Source organism: Cupriavidus sp. D39 (assembly GCF_026627925.1).
Taxonomy (GTDB): Bacteria; Pseudomonadota; Gammaproteobacteria; order Burkholderiales; family Burkholderiaceae; genus Cupriavidus; species Cupriavidus ulmosensis.
In genome coordinates, this window is the sequence record NZ_JAPNLE010000007.1 from 474,570 (window position 1) to 496,463 (window position 21,894).

Consider the following 21,894-nt stretch of genomic DNA (forward strand, 5'->3'; position numbering starts at 1 on the left):
GGTGAAAACGGATGGGCGACCAGCTTGACGCTTACCGGTCGTCACGCGCGCCAGGCGCGCCTCTTTCGGGCGCCACGCCGGTGATCATTGTTGAGGAAATCAGGTTGGCATTGATTCGACGCGATGCCGGTACGAGGACGGACATTGGCAATGTCTCTACTTCTGGCCCGTGCCCGGGATCGCCGAGTGTCGAGTACCGAAGCGACGTCCTGCAACGCCGCTTCCTCGTCCTTGTCCGGTGGCGGACAGACGCGAGCCGGGATTCGGCGCACAAGAACTATGCGATCGCGCCGCCAATGCTGGTGAGCGCCCGGCGAGATCAATCAAGTTCCACGGAGATCGATCATGAAACTCACTGCACCTTTATTCCGGCCGAAGACTGTATTCGTGCTGTTAGCCACGCTACTTTCAGTGCTGGCGCTGGCGGGCCCCGCCGGGGCCATTACGACCACGGATTCGCAGGGGTCCGCACAAGTTTTGAAGATGGCGAAGCAGGACCGCATCGAGGCACACATCAGCGATCTTCATACGAAGCTCCAGATCACCGCCGCCCAGGAACAACTCTGGCAGAAGGTCGCGCAGGTCATGCGCGATAACGCGAGCAAGATGGAATCGCTACGGCAAGCGCGGGAAAATAATGTCAAGGACATGACCGCTGTGCGCGACCTCCAGTCCTATGGGGAGATCGCCGACGCGCATGCCGATGGCATCAAGAAGCTAACGCCCGTGTTCCAGGAACTATACGACAGCATGTCGGACGTCCAGAAAAGGAATGCCGACCTGATCTTCCGGACCAGGCACCCGCACGCTTCAAGGAATGGCTGAGGGCTGAACCTGGGCAGCAAACGCAGACGCAAGCCACGCGGTGCGGCTCGGGCTCCCGCTCAAACACTGGAGATCATTGTGAAAACCTCAATAGCTTGGTCAAGTCGGACGCGCTCGGCAAGCGCGAGGATCGTCAAGGCATTTGGCCTGACGATGGTAATTGGTGGCCTGTGGGCGACGCCGGCGTTCGGCGAAGACAACCACGACCATCCCAGCCAGCAGCGGCGCGGCCAAAATCATGACTATCAGCATCGTCCGGGCCAGCAGGAGCCTGGCGGGAACTGGCACGGCAATCAACGCTACGACCGCCGTGGCGGCAATGGCTATGGCAACCAGCGCTATCGCTATGACGACCAGCGCTCTGGCTACGTCTATGCGCCGCCCCCCGTCACCTACGTGCCGCAACCGTCACCCGGAGTCACCCTGGTCTTTCCTCTGCAGTTTCGCTAACCGGGTGAGCACAGCTGGCATACCTCGGCAGCGCTTGGCCTCAAGCAACGCCGCGAGATAGTGGCTAGTGCCCGTGCCCTGGGGCAGCTCCATCCTTTAGCGTGGCGCTACCTATCGGCTTCCCCTGCTCATGTCGCGTCTCCGTACGCTGTCGTACCACATCAGCGTCCGCGTTGGCGTAGCCTTAACAAATGGGGGCACAGCCCCGAGACGATATTGCGGAGCGAATAGTTCAAACTGATTGCGATTGGACCGGTTGTTGCTGCCCACACTGGGCTGTTGCGCATGAAGAGGAACGACATCGCAAACCTATGAGTAGTTATGTCTGATTCAGAAGATCCGCGCTTTGCGAGGCAAGCGGCGCATCTCAAGCCTTCTGATCTCTCCAGCGTGCAGGGCCTGATCAGCCTCGCCGTCGGCGTGACGGTCGTCGCCGGTCTCTATTTTGGGCGAGACGTTCTGATCCCGATCACACTTGCGATCCTGCTCAGCTTCCTTGTGGCACCTCTGGTCAATTTCTTTTGTCGTATAAAGCTAGGCCGGATTGTTTCGGTTCTACTCGCTGTGATCATTTCGGTTTCGGTGATGGTCTTGTTGGGGGTCGTGATCACCGCGCAGATTACGGATCTCGCCGTCGGCATCCCTCGTTATCAGGCCACCATCGAAGAAAAGATTCATACCGCGCATCGATTGACCGTTGGAAGGCTCAGCAGTCTGGCCGGCACCGCTGGCAAGGCGTTTCAGCGGGCAACCGTGGATCTGCCACAGGCGACTCGCGGACCCCAGTCCATCTCGTCGGAGGCTCAACCGCCCGCAGCGCTTGCCGTCGAAGTGCGCGAGCCGGCTCCGACGGCTTTTCAGTTGGCACGGCAAGTGCTATCTCCCGCCATCAGGCCGCTTGAGACCGCCTTCATCGTATTCATCGTGACCATTTTTATCCTGCTGCAGCGTGATGACCTGCGAGATCGGGCAATCCGGTTATTTGGCTCGGGCGATTTGCATCGGACCACCACCGCAATGGACGACGCCGCGCGGCGTCTCAGTCGATACTTCGTTTCGCAATTCGGCGTTAACGCGACCGTGGGCGCTGTTATCGGGACAGGGCTGTTCTTCATTGGCGTACCAAGCCCAGTGTTGTGGGGCATCTTGGCCGCGCTGCTGCGTCTTGTACCCTATGTCGGAATCTGGATCGTCGCTATTCTCGCTACCGCACTCGCCGCCGCAGTCAGTCCTGAGTGGTCCATGGCGATCTGGTCACTGGCGCTTTTCGCGACCGTCGAACTGCTAGCCGCTCAGGTCGTTGAGCCGATGTTATATGGCCATAGCACCGGCCTTTCCCCGTTTTCAGTGGTGGTCGCTGCGATTTTCTGGAGTTGGATATGGGGCCCGGTCGGACTCATCCTGTCCACCCCGCTGACTCTTTGCCTGGTTGTCCTCGGCCGACATGTTGGACGACTCGAAGTTCTCGACGTGCTGCTGGGCGACCAGCCGACGCTGACTCCGGTTGAGAATTTTTACCAGCGAGCGCTCGCCGGCGATCCGGATGAAGCACTTGAGCAAGCCGAACTCCTGCTGCGCGAACGATCACTCTCCTCCTATTACGATGAGGTCGCCCTCAAGGGATTGCAGCTCGCGGCCAACGATGTGTTGCGCGGCGTTGTAACAGCCGCGCAACTGGCGCGAATAGAGGCCACAACGAACGATCTCGTCGAGGGTCTGGACAGCTTCGTGGACATTGATCCGGTTCCAGCCGAAGCTAATGGCCACGAGTTCGCGTTGGCACCGTACGTCGATGAACAAGGAGCTCCGCGCCAACCAACTCCATACGGCCCGTCGCCAAGCATCGAAAATCTTACGGCGCGAAGCGCCGAAAGCCTCGTCCTTTGTATAGCAGGAAGGGGACCGCTCGACGAGTTGGCATCGACCATTCTTGTCCAACTCCTTGGAAAGCACGCTCTTGATTGCCGAGTTGTCCCCCACGAAGCGGCCTCGCGCGCCAGAATGCACAATCTGGACGTCACCGCGGCGACGATTGTGTGTATTTTTTACCTAAACATTGACGGCATTCCGTCCCACCTGCGCTACCTTGTGCGGCGCGTGCGGCAACGTTTTCCGGACGCGTCGATCGTCGTGGGCCTCTGGCCAATAGGCGATACAGATCAGTGGAGCGAAGCTCTCCAGAGCGCCATCGGTGCCGATCACTATGCCACTTCGATTCGGGGTATGGTTAGCGCCTGTTTGGCCTCCACCAGAACTGCAAGTGCGATCGACCATGAGCCACATCTTGGCGGCGTGGTGACGTAAAACCAGGCACGCCACACAAGGGAAAGATCACACACCATATCGAGCCATTCTTCACCGCATGCCACAGTCAAGACTAGTCAGCAACAAACGGTGAGTGGCGATCTACCCGCCTCCAAAACCGTATCCCGTGAAGTCTTCTCCATCCCCAGGGTTGATCGCCAACGCTCGATGCGTGCGGAGACGAGAACGCTGCTCGAGCCATGTTCTTCGGCTGCTTGCGCATTGGGAATATCGGGCTTAGCGCCGCGGCGTCGCGCGCGCCGAACCGAACCCTTGGAAAACCGTCGAAAAGCTGAATCTGAGCACGCGCAGACCAAGCAGCGCGAATCGCTTCCGGTGCGAAGGCCTTACCGGCATCCTGTCTCGCGAGCGCGGCTGTAGGCCCCGCAATCGTGCGCCGGATCGCGGCCTTGCGGCTCATCCCCCGTGCAGCCGACTTGGGCCCGATGCTCGTCTGCGACGGACATCCTGTGCCCAGCTAAATCGTCGGCGCAGGCTGCCCCGACGTGGGCAAAGACCGCACCGACGTCGGAGGCACGTTCGATCTGGCTTGGCCAGCTGCGGCTGTTAGCTAGCGATACGCGACGGGCTTCACCGGCTTCCTCGCAGCCATCGCGACGAGTGGAGTCGGCATGATTACCTGCAAAGGCGATTTCACTGCCCAGTCTGTGATCCTCTGCATCGCGGCACCTCGACTGCGGGCCGGCATATCAGATGCTTTCGCTGTGCCAGCCTAGCAGGAAGTTAAAGGAGGCCGAGTCGTCGCGGGTCACGTGTTTCCACTATCGTGTCACGGCGAGGTCGCGTCTGCAGCTGTACGCCGCCCCGGTGGCGGCCTGCACTCTCGTGTAATGTCGACTCGATAGCGCAAGCATGATCGGGGGCTGCAACCGCTGGCAGCTTGCGCCGGCGCACCATCGAATGCCAGAGATTGGCGCCGAACACGGACTCCCTCCCTCTTCGGTCATTGGGCGCGAACTGGCGACGTTCCGCGGCACGCGCTCCTGAAGCAGGAATACACTGGCCTGGATCATAGGCTCGCGATGGAAGCGCTCCCGCATCTTTCCACCGTGAAGCGTGTTCGCGATGGCAACAATGGTCATACCTTGATGGTGAGCCATGAAGCTGCGGACGATCTCGACGTTCTCGCTATCGGAAAGCCGTGTCCGAGTAAAGTCGAGGGCCTCATAGAATCCGTAGCGTCCGCTCGCTCCTATCTCGGTCAGACGGCTATAGTTTCGTCGCGCGCCTTGCGGGTCCACCATAGCCGCCAGGGCCGTCGCATAGGGTGCAACCACCACACTATCGCCAAGGCCGCGCTTCAGCCCAAGCCCGGGAACACCGAAATTGGAATACTGATAGGTAAACTCCATATCGCGGGCGTTGTAAGCCGACTCGGAGATGCCCCAGGGAATCCCCAGCGACTTTCCATACGACTGCTGGCGTCCCACGACGAGGCGATTGGTCTGCTCAAGCAGGCTACCCGGGGGTGCGCACATCACCAGCGAAGGCATCAGGTACTCGAACATCGAGCCTGACCAGGAAATCAGCGCTGATCCCGTCCCCAGAGGTATCGCCATCCGGCCCAGGCAAAACCAATGGCGTGTCGGCACGTCGCCCTTGGCGATGGCAAACAGACTGGCGAGCCTGGCTTCGGAGGCGAGCAAGTCGTAGCAGCACGTGTCCAAGCGGTTGTCCTCCAGCGAGTATCCGATCGACAGAAGTTTGCGTTCCGCATCGTAGAGGAACGCAAAATTCATCGCCAGCGCCATTTCGCGTGCCGTACTGGAAAGCGCCTTTAGCCTGGCCGCCAGCATGTTTGCCGCATCGGCGAGCTGAATCTGGTCGCGGTCATGTTCGGCCGCCGTATTCCTGAGCGCCTCAGTCCAGAACACCAGGTCAATGGACATTTCGTCATCGCCAGGGGACGGGATATCGCGAGCCGCCCTGGCGGCCTCCTCCGTCAGGCCCCTGAGCGTTGGCGAGAGCGTTGCGGTTGCGGGTGTCTCACCCAATTGGGCGTCGATCCGCGCAAGGAGGTCGTGGATCGGACATCCTTGCCAGCCGCTCCTCCGAGACAATCCCGCAGCGGCCTCGCGCGCCAGCCGCACGGCGTCCACCATGCCGAGCCGGGTATCCGGCGCAACAGGGGCAGCGACCCACTCTTCACAAGCATTGGCGAGCACAATCAGATGGCCGGCGAGATTCCCGCTATCGACCGATGAGATATAGGCGGGGTCCAGCGCATGCAAGTCCCGTGTCCCGTACCAATTGAAGAAATGGCCCATGCAGCGGGGCAACTTGCGCATGGCCCCCAACGCCGCCTCTAGCCGCTCAACGGTCTGCATCGTGCCAGCCCAGCCGAAGTCACGCGCGGCGATGGCGGAGAGCAAGTAGAGGCCAATATTGGTTGGCGAGGTCCGGTGTGCAATGGTCGGCTTCGGAATCTCCTGGAAATTGTCGGGTGGAAGCATATTGTCTGCCGGCGTCACAAATGTCTCGAAGAACCGCCAGGTGCGGCGCGCGGCCAGGCGCAAGTCGCCCGCATCGGCATCCGAAACCGGGCGCCCGTGCGCGAGCGTTCAGGGGCGGCTACTCCACTTGGCGAGCGCAGGCGCGCCAAGCCATAGCAGCGCGAAAGGTACGAGATACGGCCAGGAAGAGGGCGCGAAGCCAATGCCCGCGGCGATCACCAACAACGCGAGTAACGTGCCGCCCGCCATCTGCCGATAGAAGCCGGTCAGATCCAGTCGCGGGCTTGTCATCGACTGCGCGGCGGTGGTCCATTCGAGCAAATGCTGGTGAGTGCCATACAGACGCGCCAGTGTTCTTAGGATGGCATCGCCCATCCGGAAGGCCTGGTCGGGCAGAAAAGCAAGCGTAAGGAAGGTCTGCGTCGCCGCGAGTTGCAGATCGGCTACCAGCATCCAAAAGCGGTAGCGCAGGCGAAAGCCGGCGCGATGCGGCAGCAGCGAAAGTAGGCTGGGAAGGAATGCCGGGATCGCAACGACGGCGAGGAGAAGCCGCGCGCCCCACGCACCGGAAGGCATGGGCGGCAGCCAGCTCGCACCAAGCGCCGGCAACAAAATAGGCGAGAGCAGAGAGCGCCGCAGGTTGTCCAACATCTTCCAGCGGCCCACTATCGGCACCGTCCGACTTCCCGTGCCGTGCCCGAAAATCCAGGCCAGGAGTTGCCAGTCGCCGCGTGTCCAACGATGCTGGCGCTTGGCGCAGACGTCATAGCGCGATGGAAAATCCTCAATGACCTCGACGTCGGAGGCAAGGCCTGCGCGGGCGAATATGCCTTCGAGAAGATCATGACTGAGCAGTGCATTCTCCGGGACTCGGTCACGCAGGGCTGCCTCGAAGGCGTCGACATCGTAAATGCCCTTGCCGGTATAGGAGCCTTCGCCAAAGAGATCCTGATAGACGTCGGAGGCCGCCGCCGCATAGGGATCGATGCCACCAGGGCCAGAGAAGATCTTTTGATAGAGCGAACCGTCGCAGCCGAGCGGAAGCGAGGGCGCGACGCGTGGCTGAAGAATGGCGTAGCCGCCCACGATACGCTGCGATGCATCATCGAATCTCGGCCTGTTTAGCGGGTGCGCCATCTTGCCGATCAGCTTGAGCGCCGCATCCCTTGGCAGCCGCGTATCGGAATCCAGGGTGATTACGTAGCGCACCGCGTTAGGCACCCGGGGCGCGTGCCCGGCGACTGGCGTGTAGCTCGTATCGGTGGCGCCGCGTAGGAGCCGGTTGAGTTCGTGCAGCTTACCTCTCTTGCGCTCCCACCCCATCCATTTGCCCTCGGCAGCATTGAAGACGCGCCGACGGTGCAGGAGCAGGAAGCGCTCGCCGACGGGTCCCGGCCCGTGGCGGCAATTCAACTCCCCAATTGCCTCGGAAGCTACCGCTAGCAGCCGTGCGTCGCCCGGCTGGATTTCCTGGTCGGAATCGACCCCGTCCGATAGTAGCGCGAAAGTCAGATCACCGCTCCCGCCGGCGAGGTAGTGGAGTCCCAGCCCCTTGATCTGCTCCCGAAGGGCCGCTTCGTTGGTCAGCAGGGTTGGCACGGCAACTAGCGTGCGCAGCGATTGCGGAACGCCTGACTTGAGTTCCAGACCTGGCAAGATCTTCGCGCCAAGCCTCCAGGCCACTGCGCGATTGACGAGCGCGGTTGCTACCTCGCTGACGGGCAGGAACCAGAGAAGCGCAAGCAGCGCGCGCCACTGGCCCACCAAGCCGCGCATCGGCAGCGCCCACAGCGAGATAGCCAGCAACCCCAGCGTGACGAGCAGGATTGCGCCGACATAACCGCCAATACCTAAGCCAATGCCAAAGCGGCAGATCCGTAGCCGCGCAGGGGGCCGAAAGCCTATCGAGCGCTCAAAAGCCGGCCGCCCCTCGGCAATCAGGTAATAGCCGGGATCCCCGGCACGCTCCGTCTGCACCGCATTGGCCGCGCCAGCTGCCGCGGTCTCGGCAAGTTTCAACACCAGGTCGGCTATATCGAGCTCCGACGCTGACGAACCCCGCGCCAGTTGTTCGATCGCGCTTCGGTAGAGGTTTCGGGTGGGAAAATCCATCGCGGCAAACGCGCTTCCCGCGTGCAACCGCGCATCAACGAGGCTCACGCTCTCGAAGAGCGCAGCCCAGTCGATCGCGGAAATCAGCCGCATGCTGGTGATGACATTGCGTACGGAGACATTGCACGCGCGCTGTGTGCGTTGGGCGTGCAGCACCACCTCATCGATTGAAATGTCCTCCAGTCCAATTCGCTCCGCCAGCCAGCCGAGTGCTGCAGTGGCGTTCGGAACCTGGGCCTTCAGCTGTTTCGCGACCTGCGCGACGAAGAGATCGGACAAGGGGGCGGACGAGCGCATGGCGATATCCGTGTCGAGGATGGCTCTGGTGCATCCCGAGCCGCGCATCCGCCTAGCCAGCGCATCCGCGTTGCCGCGGTCGATTATGCCGGCCACGATCTGTTCGGCCAGCCGGCGCAGATTCTCGATCAGAACGATGCGCAAGGTGATTGCCACGGCCCACAGCTCGGCGATCGTAAGCGGCTGCACCTGCTGATAAGCGGCGATGAAGCGTCGCAAAGTGTCCGCATCGACATGGCTGTCGGTATGGGCGACAAAGGCCCAAGCTATTCCGAACACCCTCGGATAGCCGGCGAACTGTCCTTCGGCCAGCTTCGGCAGCTGGCGATCATAGCCGTGGGGCTGATCATCCCGGATCGTGCGGATCTGCACCTCGACGAAGTGATAGTTGTCGAGCAGCCATTCTGCTGCCGGTAGCCCATCCGGTCCGCTCGTCAGCTCTTTAGCACTTGCGCGGTAGGCGGCAAGCAGAACGCTGGCGTTGTCGTTGAGTCGGCTACGCAACGAAGTGACATGTGGCGGGGTTATCGTTACCGACTGAGCCATTGCCAGGCATTGCGCGTGCAGTTCGAGTTGTTCGATGTCGAACGGTTCCTCCCTGACTGGTGCCTTGCTACTCCATGGGGACGATGAAGAGGGGTTGCCGAAAGCGCGTCGCAGAACGAAACGCATGAGCGACTTCCTAACCGGCGCGGGCACGGGTGGTAATGGGCCGGCTCGGCCAGGTTTATCCGGGGTTGCACTATGGCGCACCTTCTGGTGGAGTTCCACAGACAGATTGTCGGTACTCTGCGCCTTCATTGCCGCCTCCGTTCCATGCCAGAACCGTTCTGGTTCGCTAACAGAATCCCCCAGTTGGTTCCGCATGCTCGCCTGGTATCACTCCTCTTTCCAGGATGGTGGCTCCCTACGCTGTCAAGTCCAATACTTGATGATCAGCGCTATCAGCCCTATGGCCGCCGCTTGGATTCTGCTTTGCATCTCCATACGAGATTTGCGTCCGGCCGAAGCGTTGCTCGGCCTTGCCGTTCAACTCGCCCGTCCTGTCTTCCTTGCCATCGGCGAATACCTCCTTCACTCTTCTCTTTGCCCGTTCGACGCGGCCCTGCATTTGAGCTTCGTTCATGACGATGCTCCTTGATAAAGATGGATGACCGCTCGAAACGGTCGGTATTTCGCGGCCTATACCCCGCCAAGCAGCACAGCCACCAGTATGAACAACAGCGTTCCTATCACACCGCTGGAAACTATCGCCAGGACCGGTTGTAGGGCCAGGTCGGCATCGCGCCCCTACTCGACACTGTAAGGCTGGCAGCCGTTTTCCCTGCTGTCGGTACGATGACGGACATTTGCGATGGCTCTTTGCTGTCGTCGCGGGTTCGCAGGCGCCGCTTATCTGCGAGCAGGCTGCGGGGGAGCCGGTCGCGAGTCCATCAGCCGGACTCCGCCATAGCTAGGTCCGACGCGGGGAAACTAGAAGGTCACTTAATGAATATAGGGCAGCAACGCAGCAAATAGAACAAGACCGGCTCTGACATTCAAGGACGGAACCGTGCAACTGTGCCGCCTAAACCGCTGATGAAAATTATCCGAACTGTACGGCCCCGGACGGCGGCGGGTGCCTGGGACGGGCTATACATAGAGGAACGAATGCACCCAAAGCCTTGCGGATCACGTGAGTCCCGACAAGATACGTCTTGCAGGATTGAAGTCATCCGCGCCACATATGGGTAAAGTGCAGTCATGACGCCATTCGGGGACTACGCATCGGACTTGCCTGCTTGCCTATCACTTCGTCTTCCTCGCCTTCAGTCATGGTCACCACTTTCAACTGCGATTTCGCCGCGACACCGCTCCCACTGGCACACCCCTGGCGACACACCGTGGGAAGCTGTCACGCACCCATAGCGCTGCGCGCCGATTGGCAAGCTCAACTGTGCCGTGCACATCTCGATCTCGGCTTCCGCCACGTGCGCTTTCACGGCATCCTGTGTGACGACATGAGTACCGTCAGTTATGGCGGCAACCGGTGGTCGTACTCTTTCTTCAATGCCGACCAGATATTCGATTTCCTGTTATCGATTGGCATGAAGCCGCTCATTGAACTGTCATTCATGCCGACGGCGCTGGCCTCTGGCACGGCTACCGTATTCCACTATCGTGCCAACATAACCCCTCCAGGGGATTATCGGCAGTGGGGCCTGTTGATCCATGAACTGGTAAGCCATTGGGTCGCGCGCTATGGCATCGCCGAAGTCTCCCAGTGGCTGTTCGAAGTCTGGAACGAACCCAATCTGCGACAGTTCTGGACCGGCGACCAGCAGGGCTATTTCGCGCTCTATCGCACCACAGTCGACGCGATCAAGCGCATCGACGATCGCCTGCAGGTCGGCGGCCCCGCCACCGCGCAGAATGCCTGGATTGACGAGTTCATCGGCTATTGCGAGCAGAACAGGCTTGCCGTCGATTTCATCAGCACACACTATTACCCCACCGACGCGTCTCCTCAATTTGGCCCAGACTCAATTTCGCAACTGGAACACGCGCCGAAGGATGTGATGCGAGAGCATGCCTTGCAAGCACGCGCCCAGGCGCGCGGACGTCCCCTTCTGTATACCGAATGGAATATCACCGCCAATCCGCGTGATCCGCTGCTCGACCAGGCATTTGCCGCGGCGCTGGCGGTGCGGATTGCAATGAGTGTGGACGGCATCGTGGATGCGTATGGCTATTGGACGTTCTCCGACCTCTTCGAGGAAGGCGGCTTCCCGAGCGTTCCCTTTCATGGGGGCTTCGGCTTGTTGACTTTGCACGGCATTGCCAAACCGGTTTATCGGGCATTCCAGCTGATGCTGCGTCTTGGCGATGGTCGCCTTCCCGTCCTGGGCAGCCATGAGACAGTCGCCGTCTGGGTAGGAAAACTGAACACTGGCCCGCGCCCCACCTCCAGTGTATTGCTGGTCAACCAGGCGATGCCGCGTCATCCCATTTGCAGTGAAACGGCACAGCTGAGGCTCTCGGGGACGGCCGGCCGGCGCCCGTGCCGGGTAACCGTATCGCGCATCGACCCGGATCATTGCAACCCGGTGGCGGCGTGGCGCGCGCTTGGGCAACCGGAATACCTGATCACTGAAGATGTCGAGCGAATCAGTGCCGCGGCGACGCTTTCGGATGACGTGCATGCCTTCTCTTTCGATCGCGAAACGACAGTGATCGAGGTCGTCCTGCCGCCCCAATCGGTGGCATCGCTGCGAATTGAATGGAGCCAGCCGTGACGGATGTCGTTCGCCAGGAGCAGAATTCCGCAACTGACATGCTGCAAAGCCTGCAGCGGGATTCGTTTGCGTACTTCATACACGAGGCGAATCCGGCAAACGGTTTGGTGCTCGACAAGACGCTCGACAACTGGCCGGCCAGCATAGCGGCAATCGGCATGGCGCTCACGGTCTACCCGATCGGCGTCGAACACCATTTCATATCGCGCAACCACGCCGTGCAACGGACGTTGGCGACGCTGCGGTTCCTGGCAGGCAGCGAGCAGAGCACTGCGCCCAATGCGAGCGGCTACAAGGGGTTCTATTATCATTTCCTGGATATGGCGTCAGGTCGCAGGGCCTGGCATTGCGAGTTGTCGAGTGTCGATACAGCGATCCTGATCGCCGGAGTGCTGACCGCTGCCGCGTACTTCCAGGAGGCTTCAGCCGGCGAAACCGAGATCAGGCAGCTGGCGGATATGCTCTACAAGCGGGTTGACTGGCGCTGGATGCTTGGAGCCGCTCCGCTTGTGTGCCACGGTTGGACACCGGAACATGGATTCCTGAAATGGCATTGGGAAGGTTATGACGAAGCGCTGATCCTGTATGTCCTCGCGCTTGGGTCGCCGACCTTTCCCATTCCCGAACGCTGCTACCCGGCATGGTCCAAAACCTATCGATGGAAGACCATTTACGGGATCGAGTATCTATACGCCGGTCCGTTGTTCATCCATCAGTTGTCGCACGTCTGGATCGATTTTCGCGGTATCCGCGACCCGTTCATGCAGGAGCATGAGTGCGATTATTTCGAGAACAGTCGCCGCGCCGCCTTTGTACAGCAGCAATATGCGATGCGGAATCCGCTCGGATTCATGCAGTATGGGGAATTCTGCTGGGGCACGTCCGCCAGCGACGGACCCGGCGCGGTCACCAGGAACGTCAACGGCGTGCCGCGCATCTTCTTCGACTATGTTGCGCGCGGGGCGCCCTTGGCCCCGATGACGGCACACTCGCACCATGGGCCGTGGTGGCGTCCCTGCCGTTTGCCCCCGAGATCGTATTGCCGACGATCGAGCACTTTAACCGGCTCCGGCTCTGTGAAGCCAATCCTTATGGCTTCAAGGCGTCTTTCAATCCAACGTTCCCATGCGAACCCGCCCGCAAAGCCGGTTGGGTGTCGCCCTATCACTTCGGCATCAATGAAGGACCGACGGTCATCATGATTGACAACTACCTGACCGGGCTGGTCTGGGCGCTCCTGCGGCAATGTCCCTACATCGTAGGCGGCCTGCGCCGCGCCGGCTTCAGCGGCGGATGGCTGGACTGAATCCCGGGACTAGCGGGTACACCGGAGCGCCATCGACCGTCCGCATGTGTTGCCGGCAGCAGGAGCCGTGGGGGCCGGCCCGGCCGACGGCCAGCGCAACCGTACGTTGGCGGACCGAACTTGCATATCCCTTGCGGTAGATTGCTCACCATACGCTACCCGCCGCGCGGCCCAGCCAAGAATTGAGCCGCTTCATCATGGCCCACGAAGTAGACGACGAATCCGCGCATGCCGGTGGATCTTCGGACTCGGTTCTGGGGAGCACGGCCATGGCCGCCGCTGCCCGGACAATGCCTTGCCGCAGCTTCGACAGTCCTGCCGCGCCGGCCCCGCAAGTACACCTTCTCTCGAACGGCAACTACCACGTGATGGTCACGAGCGCAGGGGGCGGCTACAGTCACTGGGACGATATCGCGCTGACGCGATGGCGCGAAGACGCAACCTGCGACAACTGGGGCTCATTTTGCTACGTTCGCGACCTCGCGAGCGGACACTTTTGGTCCTCCACCTATCAGCCGACGTCAGCGCAGGCGGATGCCTGGGAAGCAGCATTCCCGGAGGGCCGCGCGACATTCCGGCGCTGCGACCGCGATATCGAAACGACGACCGATATCGCGGTCGCGCCGCAAGACGACATCGAGGTGCACCGGGTTCGCGTCACCAACCGTTCGCTCGCCCACAGGAAGCTCGATCTAACGAGCTATGCCGAGATCGTGCTGGGCCCGCCGGCGGAGGATGCCGCCCACCCTGCCTTCAACAAGTTGTTTATCGAAACAGCGATCGACCGGGAGCACCAGGCGATCCTGTGCACCCGACGGCAGCGCACCCCCGACGAGGCAACGCCATGGATGTTCCACATGCTCGCCGCGCGTCCGCCGACAACGGGCGACATTAGCTACGAGACGGATCGCATGCGTTTCATCGGCCGCGGCCATACCACGGCGGATCCCCAGGCGTTGCGCGGGAATGCAGCATTGTCCGGGAGCGCCGGGCCTGTCCTGGACCCGGTGGTCGCGATACGCTGTTCGATTACGCTGGGCCCAGGCGAAACCGCGACCGTGGATCTGGTCAGCGGCGTCGCGGCAACCCGCGAGGCATGCCTTGCGCTGCTCGGGAAATGCCAGGATCAGCAGTTCGCGGACGGCGCTCTCGCCGCGGCGCCCGCCTATGGCCGCGCGCTCCTCAACAAGCTCCGTGCCACCGAGGCGGACGCGCAACGCTTCGAGCGCCTCGCCAGTTCCGTGATTTACGCCAATGCCTCGCTGCGTGCCGGCCCGGACATTCTCGCCAGCAACCGGCTAGGCCAGTCTGGCTTATGGGCCTACACCATCTCCGGCGATCTTCCGATCGTGCTGCTGCAAATTGCAGATCCGCGGCACCTCGAGCTTGTACGCCGGCTGGTGGATGCGCACACCTACTGGCGCTTGATGGGACTGGCGGCTGACCTTGTTATCGTCTGCGAAGACCGCGCCGGCCATGAGCCCCTGCACGAACGGATCACGGCCCTTGCCCGCGCCTGCTGCGTCATCGATGCGCCCGGCCGGCATGGAGGCATCTTCGTGCTCCGCGCCGAAGCGATCGACGATCAAAGCCGGACCCTGCTGCAAACGGTTGCCCGGATCGTGATAAACGATGGCGACGGCGCGTGGGAGAACCTGGGCGAAAGAAGCCTCCCTGCCCGGCAATCGATTCGCCCCGTACCGGCCGAGCGTAGCGCCGACGCGACCGCCGCTGCTTCCACCGCTACTTCTGCGGACCGGCCGCAGCGGCCCCTGCTCTTCCCCAACGGGCTTGGCGGATTCACGCCGGACGGGCGGGAGTATGTGATAACGGTGGCGTCCGGAAAGCCAACGCCGGCGCCGTGGGTCAATGTGCTAGCGAACCCGTCGTTCGGTAGCCTGGTCTCAGAGAGCGGCAGCGCCACCACCTGGAGCGAGAACGCACAAGAGTTTCGTCTCACGCCGTGGTCGAATGACCCGGTCGGCGATGCGATTGCCGAGTCGTACTTCCTCCGCGACGAAGACACCGGCCACTTCTGGTCGGCCACACTGCTGCCGAGTGGCGGCAAGGCGGCGTACGAAACGCGCCATGGTTTTGGTTACAGCGCATTCGAACACGACGAGGACGAAATCGAATCCGAACTATGTGTGTACGTCGCGCTTGACGCACCGGTAAAATTCGTACGCCTGACCCTGCGCAATCGCTCGCGTCGCCCCCGCAGGATATCCGTCACGGGCTACCTGGAATGGGTGCTCGGCGACCAGCGCGAGAAGACGCGGATGCACGTGGTCACCAGTCTCGATCCCAACAGTGGCGCCTTGCTTGCCCGCAACCCCTACAACACGGACTTTGCCGGACGCACGGCCTTCTTCGATACCGACGACCAGGCGGAGCGGAGCTTTAGCGGAGATCGCGAAGCGTTTCTCGGCCGCAACGGTTCGTTGCGTCATCCCGCGGCAATGTCGCAGCTTCGGCTTTCCGATACCGTGGGCGCAGGGCTCGACCCCTGCGCCGCGATTCGTGTCTGGCTGGATCTGGCCGAGGGCCAGGAGCGCCAGATCGTCTTCCGTCTTGGCGCCGGACATGGCATCGAGGCGGCCCGCGAGCTGATCGCCCGCTTCCGTGGCGTCGCTGCCGCGCACCGCGCGCTTGCGGCGGTCAAGCGTTATTGGCTGCACACGCTGGGCACCGTGCGGATAAGAACACCGGACCGGGCTCTTGACGTACTCGCCAATGGCTGGCTTGTCTATCAAGTCCTGGCTTGCCGGCTGTGGGGACGCAACGCGTTCTATCAATCGAGTGGCGCATTCGGCTTCCGCGATCAATTGCAGGACGTGATGGCCCTCGTGCACGCCACGCCGGAGCTGGTACGAGAGCACCTGTTGCGCAGCGCGTCCCGCCAGTTTTCCGAAGGCGATGTCCAGCACTGGTGGCATCCACCGGCCGGACGCGGGGTGCGCACCCGCTGCTCGGATGACTACCTATGGCTGCCGCTGGCGACATGCCGCTACGTGGCGGTTACCGGCGATGCCGGCGTGCTGGACGAGCCCGTTCCGTTCCTCGAAGGCAGCGCACTGAAGGCCGGCCAGGCGTCCAGCTACGAACTGCCACGGCAATCGCAAGAGGTGGACAGCCTGTATGGACACTGTGTGCGGGCCATCGAGCACGGCTTGCGCTTCGGAGCGCACGGCTTGCCGCTGATGGGGTCCGGCGACTGGAACGATGGTATGAATCTGGTCGGCGCTGGCGGCAAGGGCGAAAGCGTGTGGCTCGGCTTCTTTCTGTGCGCGGTGTTGACGCGGTTCGCCGAACTCGCGCATCGACACCACGATCCATCGTTTGCCGAGCGCTGCCTGGGCGAGTCGGCCCGCCTGTGCGCTGCCATCGAGCGGAGCAGTTGGGACGGTGACTGGTATCGCCGCGCCTGGTTCGATGACGGTTCGCCATTGGGCTCCGCGGCAGACACGGAATGCCGAATCGACTCGATCCCGCAGAGCTGGTCGGTCCTGTCCGGCGCGGGCGATGCCCAGCGCGCGCGCCAGGCAATGGACGCAGTCGACCGGCAACTCGTGCACCGCGAGGCAGCGCTGGTCCAATTGCTGGATCCTCCCTTCGACCAGTTCGAACCCGATCCCGGTTACATCAAGGGGTATCTGCGTGGGGTGCGCGAGAACGGCGGCCAATACACCCATGCGGCGGTCTGGGCCGCGATGGCGTTCGCGGCCCTGGGCGACGCCGGGCGAGCCTGGCAACTGTGCGAGATGATCAATCCGATCCATCACGCCGCATCGGCGGCCACCATAGCGGTCTATCAGACGGAGCCTTACGTGCTGGCGTCGGATGTCTATGCGCGTGCGCCGCACATGGGGCGCGGCGGCTGGACGTGGTACACCGGCTCGGCCGGCTGGATGTACCAGTTCATTGTCGAATCGCTTCTGGGCGTGACACTTGCGGAAGACCAAATGGATGTGGCGCCGTGCGTGCCAGCTGACTGGACGTCATTCGAGGTGAGCTACCGCTATCGGAGGACGCCCTACCACATTACCGTCCTGCCGCACTACACGGACGGCAAGCCGGGAATGACCATCGATGGTATCGAGCGGCCCGGCCAGGCCATTCCGCTGGTGGACGACCACCGGCCACATTCGGTCGAGATCAGGATCCAGGGTGGATCGCGTCGCAACGTTCCTTGAGCAGGAGGTACAAGATGCAACTCGGCGTGATTGGACTAGGGCGCATGGGCGCCAACATGGTGCGGCGCTTGACGAAGCACGGCCACGAATGCGTGGTCTATGACGTGCGCGGGGAGGCCGTCACCGCCGCGCTGCAGCCCGGTGTCGCCGGGGTGTCTTCCCTGAAAAACCTGGCAGCCGCGCTGCGCAAGCCGCGCGCGATCTGGCTGATGGTACCTGCCGCCGTTGTCGATGAAGATCTGGCGATACTTGTACCGCTGCTCGACGCCGATGACATCATCATTGATGGGGGCAACTCTTACTATCGCGACGACATCCGGCGCGGTGCCGCGATGGGATCACGCCGGATTCATTACGTGGACGTCGGCACCAGCGGCGGCGTGGCCGGATTCGAGCGTGGCTATTGCCTGATGATCGGTGGGGAAGAGGCAGTTGTCCGGCATCTCGCCCCGATCTTTGCCGCGCTCGCCCCAGGCAAGGATGCGGCCCCGCCCACGGCCGGGCGGCAAAAATCGGACAGCACAGCCGAGCACGGCTACCTGTACTGCGGCCCGCACGGGGCGGGACATTTCGTCAAGATGGTTCACAACGGCATCGAGTACGGCATCATGGGAGCGTACGCGGAAGGGTTGAACATTCTGCGCAACGCCAGCGTCGGAAAGCGGAAAAGCAATACGGACGCCGAAACGACCCCACTGCGAGACCCGGACTACTACCAATATGACCTGGATCTTCCGGAGATCGCGGAGCTATGGCGCCGCGGCAGCGTGATCGGCTCGTGGTTGCTTGATCTTACCGCCAGCGCATTCCTGAATGACCCGAACCTGGAGAGCTTCACTGGCCGCGTGTCGGATTCCGGAGAAGGCAGATGGACGATTACCGCCGCCATCGACGAAGCTGTCCCGGCCCCCATCCTGAGCGCCGCGCTCTTTGAACGCTTCAGCTCGCGCGGCGATGCCGACTTTGCCAACAAGGTATTGTCGGCCATGCGCCACGGTTTCGGCGGCCACGTGGAAAAGACTGCCGCGGCATCGGAGGAATGATGACGGCATCCCTTTCCGACGCCTTGGTCTTTTCGGCGCCACCGGCGATCTGGCCTACAAGCAGATATTCCCGGCGCTGCAGGCGATGATCAAGCGTAGCCACCTTGATCTGCCTATTATCGGGGTGGCGAGATCCGGCAGGAATCTCGATGAGTTCCGCAACCGCGCGCGCGACAGCCTGGAGAAACATGGCGGTCTGGATGCCGTTGCGTTTGCTCGGCTCGCGGCCCGGCTCCAGTACATCGGCGGCGACTACCGGGACAGCGCGACATATGAACAACTGTGCCGGGCCTTGGGCAACGCGGCGCGGCCGCTGCACTATCTTGCCATTCCGCCCAGCATGTTCGAGCCCGTCACACAAGGTCTGGCCAGATCTGCCTGCGCCCGGAATGGCCGGGTGATCGTCGAGAAACCTTTGGCCGCAGCCTTGCTTCGGCGCAGGCGCTCAATCGGACATTGCACGCCTGTTTTCCCGAGGAGGCGATTTTCCGTATCGACCACTATCTCGGCAAGGAAGCAGTTGAGAACCTGCTTTATTTTCGCTTCTCCAACACATTCTTGGAGCCGGTCTGGCACCACGGCTATGTGGCAAGCGTGCAGATCACCATGGCCGAACAGTTCGGCGTGCAGGGACGCGGCGCCTTCTATGAGGAAGTGGGGGCGATACGCGACGTGGTACAGAATCACATGCTCCAGGTGATGGCGCTGCTCACGATGGAAATTCCCATGGATGGCGGTCCCGATGCGATACGCGACGAAAAACTGCGTGTCCTGAGTTCGATGCGCCCGCTTTCCCCGAACGAAATAGTGCGCGGACAGTTCTGCGGATATCGCGACGTGACAGGCGTGCCGCCCGACTCGCAAGTCGAAACGTTCGCGGCGCTGCGCCTGCATATCGACAACCCGCGATGGGCCGGGGTGCCCTTCTATATCCGGGCCGGTAAGCGATTGCCGATCACCTGCACCGAAGTCACGATCGAGCTCAAGCCGCCGTCGCCCGCTGTGTTCGACGCCAATGGTCCCGGCCAGTCGAACTATTTCCGCTTCCGGCTCAGCCCGGATGTGGTGACGACCATCGGTACACGGACCAAGGTGCCGGGCGAGCCGATGGTCGGCGCGGCAACGGCGCTTGTCGCCCGACACTATCCTCGCGACGAAATGACACCGTATGAACGCCTGCTAGGAGACGCTCTGCGCGGAGATGCTGCATTATTCACGCGCGGCGACACGGTCGAAGCGGCCTGGCGTGTGGTAGACCCGATCCTCGGCGACGCGGTGCCGGTTTTCGAGTACGAGCCGGATACGTGGGGGCCGCCAGCGGCCGGCCGGATCCTGGCTGGCGACGATCGATGGCACAACCCCACATCAGAGGAGGTTTTGCCATGAAAACGCGAGAGAAGCTGGTCTTCCTGCTGGACTGCGATAACACGCTGCTTGATAACGATCGCCTCCAGGACGATCTCCAGGCACACCTCGACCATGCGTTTGGCGCCGCGAACCGGGAGCGCTATTGGCAGATCTTCGAGGCGTTGCGTGCCGAACTGGGATACGCCGATTACCTGGGCGCGTTGCAGCGCTACCGCCTCGACAGCCTGAACGATCCGCGCCTGCTGCTGATGTCTGCGTTCCTGGTGGACTATCCGTTTGCAGACCGCTTGTACCCCCGAGCGCTCGAGGTCATCGAACACCTTGGCGCCTGGGGGCCCACGGTCGTCCTGTCCGATGGCGACGTGGTTTTCCAGCCGCGCAAGATCCAGCGTTCCGGCTTATGGAAAGCAGTCGAGGGGCGCGTGTTGATCTATATTCATAAGGAGACCATGCTCGACGACGTCGAGCAGCGCTACCCGGCTCGTCATTACGTCATGGTCGACGACAAGCCGCGCATCCTGGCGGCAATGAAGGCGGTATGGAAAGACAGGCTCACAACCGTCTTTCCGCGGCAGGGGCACTACGCCCACGACCCGCATGCCGTGACCGCATATCCAGCCGCCGACCTGACGGTCGAGCACATCGGCGACCTGCTCAACTATGACTTGGCGGTCCTGCTGGATGCCGCCCGGGCGAATCATACCGAACAGAGGTCTCCATGAACGCCACCGAACGTCTTCAAGCACTGGGTCAAAGCCTGTGGCTCGACAACATCTCGCGCGGGCTGCTGGAAAGCGGTACGCTGCAGCGCTATGTGCGCGAGTTCTCCGTCACCGGGCTCACTTCGAACCCCACGATCTTCGATCATGCCATTCGGAACACGAATTTCTACGATGAGGCAATTCAAGCAAAGACTGCTGAAGGGAAGTCAGGGGAGGCCCTCTTTCTCGAGCTGGCGCTGGACGACCTGACCCGTGCCGCCGATCTCTTCCTCCCCATCCATGAGGCGACGGCTGGCGTCGACGGCTGGGTCTCGCTGGAAGTCTCTCCCTTACTGGCAAACGATGCGGCGGGCACGGTGCGCGAAGCCGCGCAACTCCATGCTCGCGCGCGGCGGGCCAATCTCTTCATCAAGATTCCGGGCACGCCTGCCGGCGTCATCGCCATCGAAGAATCGATCTTCGCCGGCGTGCCGATCAACGTCACGCTGCTGTTCTCCAGTGAGCAGTACCTTGCGGCGGCGGCGGCCTACCTGCGCGGCATCGAGCGGCGCATCACCGCCGGTCTCGATCCGAAGGTCGGCTCGGTCGCCTCGATCTTCATCAGTCGTTGGGATGTGGCGGTCAAGGACAAGATTCCCGGCGCGTTGGCCAATCGTCTTGGCATCGCCATTGCGCGGCGCGCATACCGGGCCTATCGCGAACTATTGAACTCGCCGCGCTGGCGCAAGCTGGCGAACGGCGGCGCGCTGCCGCAACGCCTGCTGTGGGCCAGCACCGGCACCAAGGATCCTGCCGCACCGGACACGCTATATCTGGAGGCGCTCGCCGCACCCGACACCATCAGCACCATCCCCGAAGCCACCCTGCTCGCTTTCGCCGATCACGGCGCGGTGACCGGCACCATGGCGGCGGATGGCGGCGATGCGCAAGACGTGCTCGCCGCCTTTGCACAAGCCGGCGTGGATGCAGCGGCGCTGGCCAGCCGGTTGCAGCGGGAGGGCGCAGAATCCTTCGCCAAATCCTGGGCCGATCTGATGGCTGTCCTGGCCAGCAAAGGGGCGGCGCTCGCGCACAGCGAATCGGGCGGCGTTGGCGATCATGTTTGACCCGGCATCCATCCCCGACCCGCGGCCGTCCGATCGGCCGGCGTGGCCGGCGCTCGCGGCGCATCACTGGCAGGTGCGTCATCTGCACCTGCCGCACATCTTTGCCGACGATCCGCAGCGAGGCGAGCGCCTTATCGGCAAAGCCGCCGCCATCTATCTCGAGATGGAAAGCAACGGCAAGCATGTCACGCTGGAGGGCGATCGCCGAGCCCCTGACCCCGAGGCGCTGGGGACACTGGTCGCTCGAGCACCGTGTTTTGGCGCAAGGGTGAGCTGGCGCATCGTCTCCTTCGAGCATTGGGGGGACGAACTTGGCTGCGCATCATTCCGGAGCTTGAGGACGCCCGGGAGCCGACGCACGGACACGACAGTTCCAACAACACATTGATCCGGCGTTGTCGCCGGCTTCAGGAGGGACC

General features: G+C 62.2%; 13 protein-coding genes and 2 pseudogenes. 12 read left to right on the forward strand and 3 right to left on the reverse strand.

Going from position 1 to position 21,894, the window contains the following annotated elements:
* Positions 1-345: 345 nt before the first annotated feature.
* The 3 genes from OMK73_RS09395 to OMK73_RS09405 all read left to right on the forward strand — a co-directional run bounded on the left by OMK73_RS09395 (position 346) and on the right by OMK73_RS09405 (position 3,579).
* On the forward strand, positions 346-825 hold the full coding sequence (locus tag OMK73_RS09395; protein ID WP_267601764.1) for a Spy/CpxP family protein refolding chaperone: 480 nt from the start codon (positions 346-348) through the stop codon (positions 823-825).
* Between the two features lie 78 nt (positions 826-903).
* Complete coding sequence (locus OMK73_RS09400) at positions 904-1,275, forward strand: hypothetical protein (protein WP_267601765.1); 372 nt, start codon at positions 904-906, stop codon at positions 1,273-1,275.
* 321 nt (positions 1,276-1,596) lie between these two features.
* A complete protein-coding gene (locus OMK73_RS09405; RefSeq protein WP_267601766.1) occupies positions 1,597-3,579 on the forward strand; it encodes an AI-2E family transporter in 1,983 nt (660 codons plus the stop codon).
* Positions 3,580-4,361: 782 nt separating this feature from the next.
* Here the strand turns inward: OMK73_RS09405 and OMK73_RS38255 are convergent.
* From OMK73_RS38255 to OMK73_RS09415, 3 genes are all read right to left on the reverse strand, one after another.
* A complete protein-coding gene (locus OMK73_RS38255) occupies positions 4,362-6,116 on the reverse strand; it encodes a glucoamylase family protein (RefSeq protein WP_324291696.1) in 1,755 nt (584 codons plus the stop codon).
* 45 nt (positions 6,117-6,161) lie between these two features.
* Positions 6,162-9,134 (reverse strand): hypothetical protein, encoded by a 2,973-nt coding sequence (locus tag OMK73_RS38260; RefSeq protein ID WP_324291697.1) that lies wholly within the window; start codon positions 9,132-9,134, stop codon positions 6,162-6,164.
* A gap of 235 nt (positions 9,135-9,369) precedes the next feature.
* Entirely contained in the window at positions 9,370-9,588 is a 219-nt protein-coding gene (locus OMK73_RS09415; protein ID WP_267601767.1) for a CsbD family protein, read from the reverse strand.
* Positions 9,589-10,276: 688 nt separating this feature from the next.
* Here OMK73_RS09415 and OMK73_RS09420 point away from each other — a divergent pair.
* From OMK73_RS09420 to OMK73_RS09460, 9 genes and pseudogenes are all read left to right on the forward strand, one after another.
* Positions 10,277-11,737, forward strand: a complete 1,461-nt coding sequence (locus OMK73_RS09420) for a GH39 family glycosyl hydrolase (protein ID WP_267601768.1) — start codon at positions 10,277-10,279, stop codon at positions 11,735-11,737.
* Between the two features lie 488 nt (positions 11,738-12,225).
* A pseudogene (locus OMK73_RS39050) lies at positions 12,226-12,929 on the forward strand (glucoamylase family protein); the annotation flags it as partial.
* A 311-nt stretch (positions 12,930-13,240) separates the two neighbouring features.
* The gene (locus OMK73_RS09430; RefSeq protein ID WP_267601769.1) at positions 13,241-17,236 is read left to right on the forward strand and encodes a GH36-type glycosyl hydrolase domain-containing protein; all 3,996 of its coding nucleotides are present in this window, start codon (positions 13,241-13,243) and stop codon (positions 17,234-17,236) included.
* A gap of 14 nt (positions 17,237-17,250) precedes the next feature.
* On the forward strand, positions 17,251-18,279 hold the full coding sequence (gene gnd / locus OMK73_RS09435; RefSeq protein ID WP_267601770.1) for a phosphogluconate dehydrogenase (NAD(+)-dependent, decarboxylating): 1,029 nt from the start codon (positions 17,251-17,253) through the stop codon (positions 18,277-18,279).
* Positions 18,280-18,364: 85 nt separating this feature from the next.
* A pseudogene (locus OMK73_RS09440) lies at positions 18,365-18,747 on the forward strand (glucose-6-phosphate dehydrogenase); the annotation flags it as partial.
* Positions 18,748-18,873: 126 nt separating this feature from the next.
* Positions 18,874-19,665, forward strand: a complete 792-nt coding sequence (locus OMK73_RS09445; protein WP_267602077.1) for a hypothetical protein — start codon at positions 18,874-18,876, stop codon at positions 19,663-19,665.
* Entirely contained in the window at positions 19,629-20,369 is a 741-nt protein-coding gene (locus OMK73_RS09450; protein WP_267601771.1) for an HAD family hydrolase, read from the forward strand. The genes OMK73_RS09445 and OMK73_RS09450 overlap by 37 nt, the downstream gene beginning before the upstream one ends.
* Positions 20,366-21,475 carry a transaldolase gene (tal, locus tag OMK73_RS09455; RefSeq protein ID WP_267601772.1) on the forward strand — a complete coding sequence of 370 codons (1,110 nt, stop codon included), beginning with the start codon at positions 20,366-20,368 and terminating at the stop codon, positions 21,473-21,475. The genes OMK73_RS09450 and tal overlap by 4 nt, the downstream gene beginning before the upstream one ends.
* Positions 21,468-21,863: a hypothetical protein gene (locus tag OMK73_RS09460; protein ID WP_267601773.1), complete on the forward strand. Its 396-nt coding sequence runs from the start codon at positions 21,468-21,470 to the stop codon at positions 21,861-21,863. Before tal ends, OMK73_RS09460 begins: the two co-directional genes overlap by 8 nt.
* Positions 21,864-21,894: the final 31 nt, after the last annotated feature.